This is a genomic window from Gilliamella apicola (assembly GCF_003202655.1).
Lineage (GTDB): Bacteria > Pseudomonadota > Gammaproteobacteria > Enterobacterales > Orbaceae > Gilliamella > Gilliamella apicola_R.
In genome coordinates this window covers 66634-83039 of sequence record NZ_QGLR01000002.1, presented here as the reverse complement: position 1 = coordinate 83039, position 16406 = coordinate 66634, and the positions used below count along the sequence as shown (strand labels likewise).

Sequence of the window (16406 nt, the reverse complement as noted above, 5' to 3'; positions counted from 1 at the left end):
CTTATGTCGCAACGCTATAGTCAACTTTTTGTGCAATCCCTTATCTCACTTACGCGATTATTTCCATTATGGGCAATTCTTTGCGCGATAGTCGCCTATTTTTCACCTAACGTCTTCCTTCCGGTTAGTCCATATACCTCACAATTATTAATGTTTGTCATGTTTACTATGGGGGTAACGTTAAGTATTGATGATTTTAAACGCGTCGTCACCAAACCTAAAGCGGTAATAATTTGTACCCTACTGCATTATATTGTTATGCCACTGACTGCTTTAATCTTATCTAAATTATTTACCATGCGACCAGAATTATTAGTCGGCATGGTTTTAGTCGGTAGTGTCGCTAGCGGTACCGCCTCGAATGTGATGATTTATCTCGCTAAGGGGGATGTCGCGTTATCGGTCACCATCTCATCGGTATCAACCCTGGTTGGCGTTGTGGTAACCCCAATTCTTACGCTTTTACTGGTCGGTACCACTGTTGAAGTGCCAGTCTGGAAGATGTTAGTGCATATTATCCAAATTGTGCTGATTCCAATTGTTTTAGGCTTAATGGTTCACCACTTTTTATATTCAGTGGTAAAAAAATGTGAACGCTTTTTACCATTATTATCCATGTTATGTATTTTATTAATTATTTGCATTGTTGTTGCAGGTAGTCATGATCGCATTGCACAAGTGGGGATAACGGTGATTTTTGCGGTAATCATCCATAATGGTATTGGTTTGCTAGGTGGTTATTGGGGAGGACGTTTATTCGGATTTGATGAATCGACTTGCCGAACCATGTCACTAGAAGTTGGAATGCAAAATTCTGCATTAGCCGCGACACTTGGTAACACCTATTTTTCAGCCTTATCTGCACTGCCGGCAGCCGTGTTTTCTGTTTGGCACAATATTTCAGGCTCACTATTGGCCGGTTATTGGCAAGGAAAACCGGTTAAAAATAAGCAAAAAGCGAATAATCAGTCATCGTAACCTAGCATTCATCAATTCTCTTACCTCATAATAAAAGGGTAAGAGAATATAAACTTAGCACTAAGCACATCGTGTGTGCATATTAATCAATATTAGGCTGAATAACATGAATAGCGAATTACCACCTTTTGTCTATCGAATATTACCTTGGATTGCAGCATTTGCTTTTTTTATGCAATCACTTGATACCTCGATTTTAAATACTGCACTGCCAACCATGGCTAAAGATCTTAATGAATCGCCATTAAATATGCAATCAGCGGTAATCTGCTATGCGTTAACCTTGGCGCTGTTTATTCCGGTAAGTGGCTATTTATCAGATAAATTTGGTACCAAAAACATCTTTGTCATGGCCGTATCGCTTTTTACATTAGGATCACTGCTGTGTGCTTTATCCAATTCCCTAATATTCTTAGATATATCTAGGGTAATCCAAGGTATTGGTGGCTCAATGATGGTGCCCGTTTCACGTTTGGTATTGATTAAGGCATTTAAGCGTAATGAGTTTTTAGCCGCATTAAATACCGCAACCATTCCGGGGTTAATTGGACCGGTACTCGGGCCGGTACTAGGGGGTTATCTGGTTGATATGGTAAGTTGGCATTGGGTGTTTTTGATTAATTTGCCAATTGGTATTTTAGGAGTGCTTGTCAGCTTAAAATATATGCCCAACCTAAAAGGTGAACGTCTGCCTTTTGATTCATTTGGATTTATTTTTATTGTTATCACCTTTGTTAGCGCAACGCTGAGTATTGAATGTTTAAATCAAGGCCAACAATATTATTTGCCATTAGCACTGGCTATTATTAGCTTAATATTTCTATTTATTTATCGCCTCTATGCCAAAAAGAGACAAGCACCACTGTTTCCACTCTCATTATTTACTATCCGCACCTTTAAAATTGGCATTATCGGTAACTTAGTCTGTCGCTTGGGTATTTCAGGGGTACCTTTTCTAATTCCACTATTTTTACAAGTTGGTTTTGGCTATTCGGCGATGTTTGCCGGAATGATGTTAATGCCAATGGCAATCGCCTCAATTTTTACCCGATTCTTTATTACTAAAGTACTTGCTCGGTTAGGTTATCGTTTTGTACTGGTGGCAAATACTATTTTGGCAGGAATTTTGATCCTTCTCATGTCATTATTAAATCTAGCGACACCACTTACCGTATTAGGGGTATTGCTATTTTGTATTGGTGGCGTTAATTCTATGCAATTTACCTCAATGAATAGTATAACGTTAGCTAACTTACAAGGTGAAAGTACTAGCAGTGGCAATAGTTTGATGGCTGTTAATCAACAATTAGCCATCAGTTTTGGTACTGGTTTTGGTGCGGTATTAGTAAGATTATTTAGCAATTCAACAACTACCATTCACGCATTTCAATTAACCTTTGTTATACTAGGCATCGTAACTATGCTATCAAGCATAATCTTTGCGCAATTAAACAAAGAAGATGGGCAAAATTTAACGGCTCGGCACTAAGCAATAAGGAGAAAACACTATGTTTCAGTATCAAATCATTCCAGTTACCCATTTTCAGGAAAACTGTAGCATTATTTGGTGTGATGAAACAAAGGAAGCCGCATTTATCGATCCGGGTGGCGAAGCTGAACTACTTAAAAAAGCAGTTGAAAAGCTTGGTGTTAACATCAAACAAATACTCCTAACTCATGGCCATTTAGATCATGTTGGCGCAGCGATTGAATTAGCGAAACATTATAATGTTGAGATCCTTGGTCCTAGTCAAGAAGATGAATTTTTATTGTCTAGCTTACCACAACAGTGCATGCAATTTGGGTTTCCATATATTGACAGCTTTTTACCGGATCGTTGGTTAAAGGAAGGTGAACAAGTGAAAGTCGGCAATATCACTTTAGATATTCTATTCTGTCCCGGCCACACTCCCGGTCATATCGTATTTATTAATGCTAAAGATAAAATTGCTTTTGTTGGTGACGTATTATTCAAAAGCAGTATTGGGCGAACCGACTTTCCTCGTGGTAATCATGCGGATCTCATCTCATCAATTACCCATAAACTTTTTCCTCTGGGGGATGATTTTATCTTTGTTCCCGGTCATGGGCCGATGTCGAGCTTTGGAAATGAACGGATGACCAATCCTTACTTAGTGTAACACCGCTATTCATTTAAATGATAACCAAGGAATTTTTATGTAAACTATTTTAACCATAAATGGTTTACATTATAAATTTTTGTATTATCATGGCACTACTGTTTATCTTTTAATGGTAGTAAATAAATAATGAAATTAACAACTTTTTATCCAACTTACCTCAACACACTAGTTAACTTATCATCTTGGCAACGCAAACTGTGTGCAACCACAGGGGCGGCTCTACTACTTGGGCTAGCAGCGAATATCAGCATTCCCACCTACCCAGTACCATTTACCCTTCAATCGTTAGCCGTTTTATTAATTGGCGCTTTTTTAGGTCGTAAACTAGGTGCATTAGCCATCGTGCAATACCTCTTTTTAGGTGCAATGGGATTACCACTATTCGCCAATGGTAGCGGCGGCATTATGGCATTGGCTGCACCATCATCTGGTTATTTATATGGCTATGTATTTAGTGCCTATTTAGCCGGATTTGCGGCGGAAAAAGGTTACGATCGCCACTTTATTCTTGGCTTAATCGCTTTCGCTTGTGCACACCAACTATTATTTGTTTTTGGTGTGCTCTACCTAATGGGTTATTTGCATATTTCACTTATTGCAGCGCTACAAGTAGGCTATTTGCCTTTTGTCGGTGTGGATGCCCTTAAGTTTATTATTGCAACTTGCGTTATGTTCTCATTATGGCGCCATCACGCAAAAAAACATCAATAACAATGCAAATTGGCGATATTATTTTCCAATCCCAGAATGAAGTAAGCGAATTCAATAGCGCGATTATCCATTCTGGTGCTCAACCCAACACTGATGACATTATCAATCAGATAAGCCATGTTGGGTTATATATTGGCAATAATATCGTCATTGAAGCCACTCAAAAGTATGGCGTAATCCAACAGCAGCTCAACGACTTTTTAGCTAGCGCTCAATATAATCTGCTAGCAACCATCTATGATGATACCGTCATCAAAAACGCATTAACGCGAGTTCAAACCTGCCTAGGGTTGCCTTATAACCATAGTTTTCGTGAGGATGATGAAGGCTTTTACTGTAGTGAACTAATTACTCATGCCTTCACGTATCCATCTGGTGAAGACTATTTTCAACGCTATCCGATGAATTTTAACGATTTAGCCACCGGTCAAATTCTTCCTTATTGGATCGAATACTACCGCAAACTCAAAGCTCCCATTCCTCAAGGTGAACTCGGCTCACACCCACAACAGTTATTAAGACAAAAAAAACTATTTAAGACAATCCTGACACTTAAATAATATCAAATAAAGATAATTAGTTAAAAATTGAACAAAAAAAGCAATTTCAGATAATTAACTATTGACACAGCGCCATTAAGTCTATAATATTCGCGCTACATTTCGGTTCCTCCATAGTTCAGTCGGTAGAACGGCGGACTGTTAATCCGTATGTCACAGGTTCAAGTCCTGTTGGAGGAGCCAACTTCTCACATTATGTTATCTGCCATAAAAACGCTAAACTTCAACTATTATTCTAACTTTTCACTATTAATCAATTTTTCAAAAATAATAAATAAACGAATAAATAAAAATTACTGACTCCACACTATAGTTAAAATTATTCAATATGTTAAAAATAGATGGATCTGCATAATTTATCACTTTTATCAGTTTTGTGTTCAATACGGCAGTCTTTTGCTTAATCTAACCCTGATTGTTTTATTCAGATCACAGAGCAAATCTTAGTTATAACCATTATATTTTACCAAGAAAAGCGCAATAGTTCTCGTTAGCATACAGTAAGCGATCATCGGGACCTGAAAGGTAATTCGTACCTTTATCTAAATCATCTATCCAGCCTAATATTTGTGGGCGATATTGTGATGGCATTGTCGCTCCTAATTATTCCTTTTCCTTTTCTTATTCCATTTGCTTTGTTTTTATTGGCTAATCTAGTTATTGCACATGATATTTTTGTTTAATCTCTGTCAGATGTTCCGGCGATAGGGCGTTAAACGCTTCAACCATCCATTCCGGCCAACCTTGACCTTGAATGATATCCTTTTTAAAAGGTGTTTCTTGCTCCCAGGTATATTTTCCGTCGTTTAAACTAATTAAATCGTTAAAGCACATAAAATTATTGACCCATCCCCAGACCTGATAACGACCAACACTATAACGCAGTGGATCTAATAGCACATGGTCAATGGTTTTATACGTGCCCGGTTCACACACCATTAAAATAGTGGTACAGAGTGGATAGGTGGAAAAGTTATGCACCACAACCCCATGTAAATCGGCCCAATCACACTCTTTTATCCGTTTTTTAGTGGAAAAGTTATACACCACAACCCCATGTAAATCGTCCCAATCATACTCTTTTATCCGTTTTTTATTGGGGTGTAAAAAATAAATCGGATTTTTAAACGTGGTAAAATTAAAGAAATAGCTTTCATTAATATACACTTTCTTGGTTTTACGATTAAGGATTATTGGACTACCTTTCCGTGTAAAAAGATTTTGGTATAATTCAGGAATAAAAATGTATAAAGCTAAAATACAAGTAATAAATAAAATGAGAAAAGTAATAAATAAAAAACTTTCAGTTTCGGGATTAAACTCAAAAAGTAACAGAAAAGATATATAAATCCCTAGAAATGAACATATAATGACAATTGTAGAAACACATAAATAAAAAATCTGATCAGATGAGGTTTTACGAAGAAAAGCGCAATAGTTATCGTTGGCATACAGTAAGCGATCATCAGGACCTGAAAAGTAATTCGTACCTTTACCTAAATCCCCTATCCAGCCTAATATTTGTGGGCGATATTGTGATGGCATTGTTGCTCCTAATTATTCCTTTTCTCTTCCTTTTGCTTTGTTTTTATTGGCTAATCTGGTTATTGCACATGATATTTTTGTTTAATCTCTGTCAGATGTTCCGGCGATAGGGCGTTAAACGCTTCAACCATCCATTCCGGCCAACCTTGACCTTGAATGATATCCTTTTTAAAGGCTGTTTCTTGCTCCCAGGTATATTTTCCGTCGTTTAAACTAATTAAATCATTAAAGCACATAAAATTATTGACCCATCCCCATACATGATAACTACCAACACCAGAACGCAGTGGATCTAATAGCACATGGTCAATAGTTTTATGCGTGCCCGGTTCACACACCATTAAAATAGTGATATTGAGTGAATAAGTGAAAAAATTATGCACCACAACCCCATGTAAATCGGCCCAATCATACTCTTTTATCCGTTTTTTATTGGGGTGTAAAAAATAAATCGCATTTTTAAACGTGGTACAATTAAAGAAATAGCTCTCATTAATATACACTTTCTTGGTTTTACGATTAAAGATTATTGGACATCCTCGCCGTGTAAAAATATTTTGGTATAGTTCGGGAATCATTAGATATAAAAGTAAAATAAAACAAAATAAAAGTGTTAATAAAAAAAAGTAAACTGTTTTACTATTACAATCTGAAAGCGCATAACTTAACAAGGGTATTGAAAAAATACTTGCAATTGTACAAAAAAAACTTATACAAAAATAAAAAATCTGATCAGATGAGGTTTTACGAAGAAAAGCGCAATAGTTATCGTTGACATACAGTAAGCGATCATCAGCACCTGAAAGGTAATTCGCACCTTTATCTAAATCATCTATCCAGCCTAATATTTGTGGGCGATATTGTGATGGCATTGTTGCTCCTTTTCGTTGATTTTAATAAATGAATTACTTTGATCTAACATTGGGTTGACCGATAGCTTTTGGTAGCTGAAAGTGGAAATAATTGAATAATCGCAAAGTTGATTTAATTGTTCATCTATTGCAACTAGATAAATAGCAATCAATCTATTATTTATAATATCAATTTTAAGTGGGTAACGATTTTTTAAAACCGTTTTAGAGATTGCCTTAACACTGGCTAATGTTATTTTTAAAACGATGTTTCCATTACTTCCTTACATATCCTAACAAGCTAAATTCTATTTATTATTTTTAAAAATGAAATATTTACCAATATTATCTTTAATATAAGTAAGTTACATTTAGTTTAAAGAATATAATTTATTTGTATGATTTTCAACCTGTCATTGTGTTTTTTAACTTAATTATGTGTTCTTTTTTATCAATTTATAGTCAAATAACCATTATTAGCATGATTAAAATTACGCTGTTAGCAAGCTAAATAAGGGATACAGAATGTCAATTAACTGTAACATTTATTCATTTAATTTTAAGGCTAGAAATTAGCTTTTATTAACAATAATGTTGCAGATTATTTTATATAAAAAGGATAACGTTACTTCTCTTATTTCAAAATAATATGATTGAAGATGACTATAATGGCATACATTGAATTTATCATGACAAATGACAATGATTGAAACAGTAATATTTTGTTTTTATAACTGTTATTGCTTACTATATTGTTAAGTGTTTTTGAGATAATTAATACTGAATTTATTGTTTATTAATCTAATAAATTTAACACACTAGGAATTAGGAACCCATGCATATACATTTTATTATTCACGAAGATTTCGAAGCACCTGGTGCCTATGAGCAATGGGCAAAAATGCACCATCACACTATCAGCTATTCTCGGGTTTATCTTGGGGAACCTCTTCCCGATAAGATAGATAAAATTGATATGTTGATTATCATGGGGGGTCCTCAATCGCCAGCTACCAGCAAACAACAGTGCCCGTATTTTGATTCGCTAGCAGAGCAAGCTAGCATATTATCAGCAATCAAATCGCAAAAAATCGTTATCGGCGTCTGTCTTGGTTCGCAATTAATTGGTGAAGCATTAGGTGCACCGCATGGCCATAGTCCGGAAAAAGAGATCGGTAAATTCCCTATCACCTTAACTGAAATTGGCCAAAATCATCCCCTCTTTGCCGATTTTGGCAATAGTTTAGCCGTCGGTCATTGGCATAATGATATGCCGGGTTTAACTAAAGAGGCACAAATTATTGCTTATAGTGAAGGTTGTCCACGACAAATCGTTGCTTATGATCAATTAGTATATGGTTTTCAATGCCATATGGAGTTAACCCATGCGGTGGTTGAACAACTTATTGCTCACTCTGAAAATGACCTAAAAGAGGCTGCAAAATTCCGTTTTGTAGATACCCCCGATCAACTCCGCTGCCACGACTATTCAGAGATGAATCAAAAGCTTTTTGGTTTTTTAGATAAATTAAGCCTTAATTATTTATCACTAATCAAAAAATAATCAATTTAGTGGTTAGGATAGTTGTGGTATGCAAAACCTTATGGTAAATAAACCCCAAAAACGCAGTAAATTAAGATTAAAACTAGGTAAAGAATATTTTATTCTTAAACGTAAGTTAGATTGGTGGCGCAATCGTCACGCCTATTGCGTAATTGATAAGAATAATAATACTTGCTGTTATTCCCATAAAAAACATCAATCTATATTGTTAAGGCAACTAAAAGATGTTGATATGTATTTGCAATATAACAAAATTACTAACCTTAGATTAGCTATTGAACAGATCAACGGTGCAATAATTAAGCCCAATCAACAATTTTCAATTTGGCAAAAAGTGGGGCGGCCATCGAAAAAACGTGGGTTTTTAGAAGGTCTCTCACTACATAATGGACAAATCGGTAAAGATATTGGTGGCGGTTTATGTCAACTGGGTAATTTAATTTACTGGATTGCATTACACTCTGATTTAACCATTATCGAACGATGGCGACATAGTTTTGATGTGTTTCCTGATATTAATCGCACTATTCCCTTTGCTTGTGGTGCCACATTATCTTACAACTATATTGATTTACAATTGGTTAATCGTACCAATATGACATATCGACTTAATTTATGGTTAGATGATGAATATTTACATGGCGAACTGCTGGCCGATACCCCTTTATCGCACCATTATGAAATATTTGAAACCGATCATATTATTGAACAACAATGGTGGGGAGGATACACCCGGCATAATAAAATATGGCAACGAAAAACTGATATGATCGATAACCACACAGAAGAAAAACTGATTAGCGAAAATCATGCTATTATGATGTACGTCCCTTATTTAAAAAATCAGCAAGATTAAGACTTGCCATTTAAACCATAATTTACAACTTAGATAGTCATCAACTATCTAAATAATAGTTTGTGAGATGAATTGATAGTTCGTATACTCGGTAACATAAAGTAGTTAACAATTCCTATTAGATGAGAGGAGCAATTTCATGGCTTACACACTACCCCCACTACCTTATGCTTATGATGCATTAGAACCTTATATTGATACTGAAACCATGCATCTACATCATGATAAGCATCATCAAACTTATGTAAATAATGCTAACGCACTATTAGAAACGCTACCTACAGAATTGAGTGAGTTCTGTCCGGAAACATTATTAAAAAATTTAGATAAAGTCCCTGCAGATAAAGTGACCGGTGTAAAAAACAATGTTGGTGGTCATGTCAATCACACGCTATTTTGGGAGTTATTAAAAGTCGGAACTGAACTTAAAGGTGAACTCAAAACAGCTATTGAAAAAGATTTTGGTTCAGTTGATGCGTTTAAAGAAAAATTCTCAGCGGCGGCTGCAACGCGTTTTGGTTCAGGTTGGGCTTGGTTAGTACTAAAAAACGATAAACTTGAAGTGGTTTCAACCGCCAACCAAGATACGCCAATTATGGGCGAAAAATTTGCTGGGGTTTCGGGAACACCAATTTTAGCCCTTGATGTTTGGGAACATGCTTACTACTTAAAATACCAAAATCGCCGTGCCGATTATATTGGTGCATTTTGGAATGTGATCAACTGGGACAAAGTCGCAGAATTATACGCAGCAGCCAAAAAATAATCATCGCAAATTAATCTAAAAAATGACGCTTAATGCGTCATTTTTATTTTTGAGCACTACTTAATTCCCCGCTTATACTTAAATGATGCAAGTAAAATAATTGCTAAGTTATACTTAAATCCGTTACAATATACGATTAGTAAAAAAATTTAAAATCTAACCAAACATGTTTGAAATTAATCCTATCAAATTGAAAATAGCCGAAATTACCGAACGCACGAATGTCATTCGGGGGTATCTTTGACTATGATCTCAAGAAAGAGCGTCTTGAGGAAGTCAATGCCGAATTAGAACAATCAGAAGTTTGGACCGATCCAGAAAAAGCTCAAGCGTTAGGTAAAGAACGCGTTACGCTTGAAGAGATCATCAATACCATCGACTCTTTAGACCAAGGTCTAGATGACGTTGAAGGTCTACTTGAACTTGCTATAGAAGCAGAAGATCAAGATACTTTTGACGAGGCCAATCAAGAATTAGAACAACTAGAAAAAAAACTAGCCGGTCTTGAATTCCGCCGCATGTTCTCGGGTGATTATGATAGTGCAGACTGTTATTTAGATATTCAATCAGGCTCAGGCGGCACTGAAGCACAAGATTGGGCTGAGATGCTACTTAGAATGTATTTACGTTGGGCTGAATCAAAAGGGTTTAGCACCGAAGTAATGGAAGTTTCAGACGGTGATGTGGCTGGTATAAAATCCGCCACAATTAAGGTCTCTGGCGATTATGCTTACGGTTGGTTACGCACTGAAACCGGTGTTCACCGCCTAGTACGTAAAAGTCCGTTTGATTCAGGTAACCGTCGGCATACCTCATTTGCATCAGTATTTGTCTACCCGGAAATTGATGATAATATTGATATCGATATTAATCCTGCTGATCTACGCATCGATGTTTATCGTGCATCGGGAGCCGGTGGTCAGCATGTTAATAAAACCGAATCTGCTGTACGTATTACCCATGTGCCAACGGGAATTGTGACGCAATGTCAAAATAACCGTTCGCAACATAGTAATAAAGATCAGGCGATGAAACAGTTAAAAGCAAAACTGTACGAGCTTGAAATGCAGAAGAAAAATGCCGAAAAACAACAAATGGAAGAAAACAAATCCGACATTGGTTGGGGCAGCCAAATTCGTTCGTATGTACTTGATGATTCACGAATCAAGGATTTACGCACAGGCGTTGAAACACGCAATACCCAAGCCGTTTTAGACGGTGATTTAGATCAATTTATTGAAGAAAGCTTAAAAGCCGGTTTATAACCGGTAAAAAATAAAAGGTAAAATTATGTCAACACAGCAAGAGCAACAAAACCATATTGAAGAGTTAAATAACGAGCTTACAATACGTCGTGAAAAGCTAGCTGCAATTCGCGAACAAGGCATTGCTTTCCCGAATGATTTCCGTCGTGACGCCATTTCAAGCGATCTTCATAAATTGTATGATGATAAAACTAACGAAGAGTTAATTGAAAATAAAATTATCGTAACCGTTGCAGGTCGAATGATGATGCGCCGGATTATGGGGAAAGCTTCATTTGTATCATTGCAAGATGTCACTGGGCAAATCCAACTTTATGTCACGCGTGATGATCTACCAGAAAATTACTACAATGAACAATTTAAAAAATGGGATCTTGGTGACATTGTTGGCGCTAAAGGTTACTTATTTAAAACCAAAACCGGTGAGCTATCCATTCATTGTGAAGAAATCCGCCTGCTTACTAAAGCATTACGCCCATTACCAGATAAATTCCACGGCTTAGCTGACCAAGAAATGCGTTATCGTCAACGTTACCTTGATTTAATTACTAATCAACAATCACGCGATACCTTTATTGCTCGCTCAAAAGTGGTAACTGAAATTCGTAACTTCATGTTAGAAAACCACTTTATGGAAGTCGAAACACCAATGATGCAAGTTATCCCTGGTGGGGCATCAGCTAAACCATTTATCACTCATCACAATGCGCTTGATCTAGATATGTACTTACGTATTGCACCAGAACTTTACTTAAAACGTTTAGTTGTTGGTGGATTTGAACGTGTTTTTGAAATCAACCGGAATTTCCGAAACGAAGGCGTATCGCCAAGACATAACCCAGAATTCACAATGATGGAAATGTACATGGCTTATGCCGATTATAAAGATTTGATCGTATTAACCGAAGCATTATTCCGCCGCTTAGCTATTGCCGTAACAGGAAATCCAGTAGTGCAATATGGCGAACACAGTTTTGACTTTGGTAAGCCTTTTATCAAAATGACTATGCGCGAAGCGATCTGCCATTATCGCCCTGAAACCAATAACGCCGATTTAGATGACTTTGATAAAGCGTGTGCAATTGCAAAATCAGTCGGTATCAAAGTTGAAAAAGGCTGGGGACTTGGTCGAGTAGTAACCGAAATTTTTGAAGAAGTTGCTGAAGCAAATCTTATCCAACCAACGTTTATTACCGAATATCCAGCGGAAGTATCACCACTTGCACGTCGTAATGACGAAAACCCATTTGTCACAGATCGCTTTGAATTCTTCATCGGTGGTCGAGAAATTGGAAATGGGTTCTCAGAACTTAATGATGCCGAAGATCAGGCACAACGTTTTGCCGATCAAGTATCGCAAAAAGATGCTGGTGATGACGAAGCAATGTTCTATGATGAAGATTACATCACTGCATTAGAACATGGCTTACCACCAACAGCAGGACTCGGAATTGGGATTGACCGAACCGTGATGTTATTTACCAATAGTCACACTATTCGTGATGTGATTTTATTCCCGACGATGCGACCAGTTAAATAGTCATTACTAATTTAATAAAACTCACTTATTTTTTAAATAAGTGAGTTTTTTAGTTTCACAAACCTCATTGCGCAACTTTCTTAAAATCCATTCAACGCTTAACACTACCACGCAATGACGTTTATGCCAGCATATATAGATTATGATGTTATTAGTAATAAATAATCATTAACTCTAATTGGTAAATTAACATATGGATAGGAGAGTTTTTAGCAAAGTTGTTACTTACTGGCTAAATTAAGAAACCAGATGTTGAATGACAAAAAACAGCATTGCGCAACTTTCTTAAAATCCATTCAACGCTTAACACTACCACGCAATTACTTTTTTGCCAGCATATATAGATTATGATGTTATTAGTAATAAATAATCATTAACTCCAATTGGTAAGTTAACATATGGATAGGAGAGTTTTTAGCAAAGTTGTTACTTACTGGCTAAATTAAGAAACTAGATATTGAATGACAAAAAACAGCATTCCGCAACTTTCTTAAAATCCATTCAACGCTTAACACTACCACGCAATGACGTTTATGCCAGCATATATAGATTATGATGTTATTAGTAATAAATAATCATTAACTCCAATTGGTAAGTTAACATATGGATAGGAGAGTTTTTAGCAAAGTTGTTACATACTGGCTAAAATTTGTTATTGCTAAACTAGATATTGAACGATAAAAATGGCGTTTCTCAATTTTTTGCTATAAAAAAATTGCCTCAAAATAAACCTGAGTAGTTGGGGCTGGTGGTTGAGGCTAGGCTATAAATCACTTTTTATTATCCTTTTGATCAGTTTGGTTGACTCTATGAGTCAACCATGTCTCTAGCAAACTTACTCTATTTTTTTGTCTATGTTGCTTAAACCTAACAATTAAGAACTAAGAAATAATTCCTAAGGATAGACACAAAGTCCATACCCAGGGTAATTATCTTGTTGTGTGTCAATAGTACCCCAAGTGTACACTAAATAACACTCCGACCGAGAACCCGGCGTATAACGATCCATAAAATAATGGACCTCATCGTTTTCGTCGCTACCATAGTGGGCATTTGGATAATGGTACATAAAGCCCCACTCTGAAAATAGTCCTGCGCCAATATTACGCTGTAAACTATAATTTTGTGAGGAAGGTAAAGCGCCTAAATTTATACCATTTTCCTCATAGTACGCGTTAGTTACATCATTTACCAACACCATACGGTATCCTATGCTATTACACCATGATTTAATTGTAAAACAGTCACCTTTTGTATCATATTCATCACCTTTAGTGATAAACCACTTCTTTAACTGGAAACCATACTTAACCACAGCATTGCCTTTGCTGTCTTTACCGACTAACTCGAAAGTTTGTGGTAATACTGGTTTAGGTAGATAACCCGGATTATCCGAAACCCGTTGCGATGGTGTAGCTACCGGACCAGTTAACGTAACACGAACACTTTCTTTTGTTGAATTGGTCATAGTCGCAGTTATACCACCATGAGCAACTGGATCCCAAGAAAGAGCCTCTTTACTACCGGATATAATTAGGTCAAAGTATAAATTATTACTACCTGTAGTTGGAAAATTTAGGCCATATGATGAAGGATTATAAGACTGCGTCAGAAAACCGTAATCACGACTCCAAATGGAAGGAGGGCCGGCATATTCAGCTTCCCAACGATCGCTATCACCAGGCTTTAAAATTGGTTTAGCATAGCACACAGATGGTGGTACATCAGGGCTAACAGTATATATCACATGTAAATAATCCTTAAAACTATCACTTTTTGGAACACCATAACGTGTTTCTAATGTAACATCAGATATGGTTAAGTCTATATTATAAGGTGCTTTACAAATGTTAAGGACTTCATTACGTGGAACACCATTCCCATACCAATCACTTATATACAAATATAAATAACCGTCAGCTGTAGGATCTCCATCACCATCATCATCCCCCCAATAATTATAAGGTGGGCCGATAAGTGTATTCATATCAATTTGGTATTCACCATACTCTTCAGGTTCGAGTTGCTCAGCATCAATTGGCATTGTCATTGCAATATCGGCAAAACTATCACCTCCCGGTACCAAAATAGGGTTGAACTCATCATAATCTAAACTGTTAGAGGCGTTAAATTTTTTGCCATTCGAAAGGGTTATCTCAAGCAGATCTTCGAGGTTAGTCAAACGTGTTCGCCCCCCATCAATGGTAAAATAAGGCGCATTACCCTGGATAACATTCACAGTTTCAGCGGTTAACGCCTGACTAGAATAGGATGTCATCATTAGAGACAGGCCGAACGATAGTACTACAAGCATCGGTCGGGATAAAGAAGAGCGATGCAAGGATTGTAATAAATTTCGCAGAATTGCGTTCACTCTTGATAAAAAACATACCAAGCTAAAAGATGATCGTTGAAAGCTTAACTTTGACGAAGTTAAATTATAGATTGGTCTATCGGCTTTTTGAAAATTACAATGCATTTCGACATCCTGTCAAATAGGTTAATAGGTTAATAACTTATTTAAATTTTATATATTGATTAAGTTTTACTCGCAAATGCTAGATGATGTAAAAAATAGAGTGACTGAAAAAACATGAGGCAATATTTTTATGTTAAAAAAAGACCTCGGAGAGCGTAATATCGACGAATTTAAATTGTAGGCTACTTTTACGGCCTGTTGCAAATTATGGTACATCTTGACTTCCTGTCAAATTAAATTTTGATTTATACAAAATTTAAAATAAATTATGTTTATTTTTTATACATTTACCTCTTAGGGGTATAAAAAGTATAGTGATTGAAAAAACACGATGCAATATTTTTGTTATTTTTAATTGTTAAGTTTTGTAAAGACAATAAAACAGGATCTAAACATCGATCGTCCAGTGCCGATTCTAACTACGAAAACCTCCATTTATTTATCGTTAAAAAACGAACTATTTTGATGAAAAGAAATATTGTGTTAGAGGTTACAATTAGTAGTTATCATTGGAAGCCATAGCTGTTTTTTTAGGTGTTTCATTTTACTTTTTTGTTTCAATAAAGTTTTAATCATTTAATATATAGAATAATATTAAATTTTCCTCAATTAGCTTCCTCCGAAAAAAACAAGGCGCAACTTTTTTTAAATCCATTCAACACTTAAAGTTATTACTCACTTAACTTTATGCCACAAAACACTAATTATGATGTTATTGATAATAAATACACATTAAGTCCAATTAATAAAACAACATATTGATAAGAAACTTTTTATTAAAGTTGTTACTTACTGGCTAAAATTTGTTATTGCTAAACTAGATATTGAACGACAAAAACGGCATCGCGCAACTTTTTTAAAATCTATTTAACGCATAAAGTTATTACTCACTTAACTTTATGACACAAGACACTAAGTATTATGTTATTGATAAAAAATACGCATTAAATCCAATACCTAAATAAACATATTGATAACAGAGTTTTTACTTGAAGGCTAAATTAAGAAACTTGAGATTGAATGGCAAAAACAGCATTGTGCAACTTTCTTAAAATCTATTCAACGCATAAAGTTATTACTCACTTAACTTTATGCCACAAGACACTAAGTATCATGTTATTGATAAAAAATACGCATTAAATCCTAT

Annotated in this window: 14 protein-coding genes and 1 tRNA gene; 11 read left to right on the top strand and 4 right to left on the bottom strand. The window is 35.8% G+C overall.

Annotated features, from left to right (window positions below; genetic code table 11):
- Positions 1 to 3: 3 nt before the first annotated feature.
- The 6 genes from panS (at position 4) to DKK70_RS00475 (ending at position 4576) form a co-directional block, all read left to right on the top strand.
- Positions 4 to 978: a ketopantoate/pantoate/pantothenate transporter PanS gene (gene panS / locus DKK70_RS00500; RefSeq protein ID WP_110432285.1), complete on the top strand. Its 975-nt coding sequence runs from the start codon at positions 4 to 6 to the stop codon at positions 976 to 978.
- Positions 979 to 1084: 106 nt separating this feature from the next.
- The gene (locus tag DKK70_RS00495) at positions 1085 to 2467 is read left to right on the top strand and encodes an MFS transporter (protein WP_110432284.1); all 1383 of its coding nucleotides are present in this window, start codon (positions 1085 to 1087) and stop codon (positions 2465 to 2467) included.
- A gap of 19 nt (positions 2468 to 2486) precedes the next feature.
- Complete coding sequence (locus DKK70_RS00490; protein ID WP_034883263.1) at positions 2487 to 3119, top strand: MBL fold metallo-hydrolase; 633 nt, start codon at positions 2487 to 2489, stop codon at positions 3117 to 3119.
- A 129-nt stretch (positions 3120 to 3248) separates the two neighbouring features.
- Entirely contained in the window at positions 3249 to 3833 is a 585-nt protein-coding gene (locus tag DKK70_RS00485; protein WP_110432283.1) for a biotin transporter BioY, read from the top strand.
- Positions 3803 to 4393 (top strand): YiiX/YebB-like N1pC/P60 family cysteine hydrolase, encoded by a 591-nt coding sequence (locus tag DKK70_RS00480; RefSeq protein WP_110432282.1) that lies wholly within the window; start codon positions 3803 to 3805, stop codon positions 4391 to 4393. The genes DKK70_RS00485 and DKK70_RS00480 overlap by 31 nt, the downstream gene beginning before the upstream one ends.
- Positions 4394 to 4500: 107 nt before the next feature.
- Positions 4501 to 4576 (top strand) — tRNA-Asn (locus DKK70_RS00475).
- A gap of 273 nt (positions 4577 to 4849) precedes the next feature.
- Here DKK70_RS00475 and DKK70_RS17095 read toward each other — a convergent pair.
- The 3 genes from DKK70_RS17095 to DKK70_RS00465 all read right to left on the bottom strand — a co-directional run bounded on the left by DKK70_RS17095 (position 4850) and on the right by DKK70_RS00465 (position 6810).
- A complete protein-coding gene (locus DKK70_RS17095) occupies positions 4850 to 4984 on the bottom strand; it encodes a hypothetical protein (protein ID WP_258363882.1) in 135 nt (44 codons plus the stop codon).
- Positions 4985 to 5050: 66 nt separating this feature from the next.
- Positions 5051 to 5938 (bottom strand): DUF6708 domain-containing protein, encoded by an 888-nt coding sequence (locus tag DKK70_RS00470; protein ID WP_110432281.1) that lies wholly within the window; start codon positions 5936 to 5938, stop codon positions 5051 to 5053.
- Positions 5939 to 5997: 59 nt separating this feature from the next.
- Positions 5998 to 6810, bottom strand: a complete 813-nt coding sequence (locus tag DKK70_RS00465; protein ID WP_110432280.1) for a DUF6708 domain-containing protein — start codon at positions 6808 to 6810, stop codon at positions 5998 to 6000.
- An 814-nt stretch (positions 6811 to 7624) separates the two neighbouring features.
- On the opposite strand from DKK70_RS00465, the gene DKK70_RS00460 reads away from it, so the two are divergent.
- From DKK70_RS00460 to lysS, 5 genes are all read left to right on the top strand, one after another.
- Positions 7625 to 8353 (top strand): type 1 glutamine amidotransferase, encoded by a 729-nt coding sequence (locus DKK70_RS00460; protein WP_110432279.1) that lies wholly within the window; start codon positions 7625 to 7627, stop codon positions 8351 to 8353.
- A 28-nt stretch (positions 8354 to 8381) separates the two neighbouring features.
- Positions 8382 to 9209: a VanW family protein gene (locus DKK70_RS00455; protein WP_110432278.1), complete on the top strand. Its 828-nt coding sequence runs from the start codon at positions 8382 to 8384 to the stop codon at positions 9207 to 9209.
- A 139-nt stretch (positions 9210 to 9348) separates the two neighbouring features.
- The gene (locus tag DKK70_RS00450) at positions 9349 to 9975 is read left to right on the top strand and encodes a Fe-Mn family superoxide dismutase (RefSeq protein WP_110432277.1); all 627 of its coding nucleotides are present in this window, start codon (positions 9349 to 9351) and stop codon (positions 9973 to 9975) included.
- A gap of 166 nt (positions 9976 to 10141) precedes the next feature.
- A protein-coding gene (gene prfB, locus DKK70_RS00445) for a peptide chain release factor 2 (RefSeq protein ID WP_110432276.1) occupies positions 10142 to 11240 on the top strand; the annotation gives its coding sequence in 2 pieces (ribosomal slippage) (positions 10142 to 10216 and positions 10218 to 11240; 1098 coding nt in all).
- A gap of 25 nt (positions 11241 to 11265) precedes the next feature.
- Entirely contained in the window at positions 11266 to 12780 is a 1515-nt protein-coding gene (lysS, locus tag DKK70_RS00440; RefSeq protein WP_110432275.1) for a lysine--tRNA ligase, read from the top strand.
- 895 nt (positions 12781 to 13675) lie between these two features.
- On the opposite strand, the gene DKK70_RS00435 is transcribed toward lysS, so the two are convergent.
- Positions 13676 to 15061, bottom strand: a complete 1386-nt coding sequence (locus tag DKK70_RS00435; protein WP_146210833.1) for a hypothetical protein — start codon at positions 15059 to 15061, stop codon at positions 13676 to 13678.
- Positions 15062 to 16406: the final 1345 nt, after the last annotated feature.

Bases quoted from the DNA above. Each gene is read 5' to 3' on its own strand.
- panS (WP_110432285.1), top strand. From the start codon at position 4: ATGTCGCAACGCTATAGTCAACTTTTTGTGCAATCCCTTATCTCACTT.
- DKK70_RS00495 (WP_110432284.1), top strand. From the start codon at position 1,085: ATGAATAGCGAATTACCACCTTTTGTCTATCGAATATTACCTTGGATT.
- DKK70_RS00490 (WP_034883263.1), top strand. From the start codon at position 2,487: ATGTTTCAGTATCAAATCATTCCAGTTACCCATTTTCAGGAAAACTGT.
- DKK70_RS00485 (WP_110432283.1), top strand. From the start codon at position 3,249: ATGAAATTAACAACTTTTTATCCAACTTACCTCAACACACTAGTTAAC.
- DKK70_RS00480 (WP_110432282.1), top strand. From the start codon at position 3,803: ATGGCGCCATCACGCAAAAAAACATCAATAACAATGCAAATTGGCGAT.
- DKK70_RS17095 (WP_258363882.1), bottom strand. From the start codon at position 4,984: ATGCCATCACAATATCGCCCACAAATATTAGGCTGGATAGATGATTTA.
- DKK70_RS00470 (WP_110432281.1), bottom strand. From the start codon at position 5,938: ATGCCATCACAATATCGCCCACAAATATTAGGCTGGATAGGGGATTTA.
- DKK70_RS00465 (WP_110432280.1), bottom strand. From the start codon at position 6,810: ATGCCATCACAATATCGCCCACAAATATTAGGCTGGATAGATGATTTA.
- DKK70_RS00460 (WP_110432279.1), top strand. From the start codon at position 7,625: ATGCATATACATTTTATTATTCACGAAGATTTCGAAGCACCTGGTGCC.
- DKK70_RS00455 (WP_110432278.1), top strand. From the start codon at position 8,382: ATGCAAAACCTTATGGTAAATAAACCCCAAAAACGCAGTAAATTAAGA.
- DKK70_RS00450 (WP_110432277.1), top strand. From the start codon at position 9,349: ATGGCTTACACACTACCCCCACTACCTTATGCTTATGATGCATTAGAA.
- lysS (WP_110432275.1), top strand. From the start codon at position 11,266: ATGTCAACACAGCAAGAGCAACAAAACCATATTGAAGAGTTAAATAAC.
- DKK70_RS00435 (WP_146210833.1), bottom strand. From the start codon at position 15,061: ATGATGACATCCTATTCTAGTCAGGCGTTAACCGCTGAAACTGTGAAT.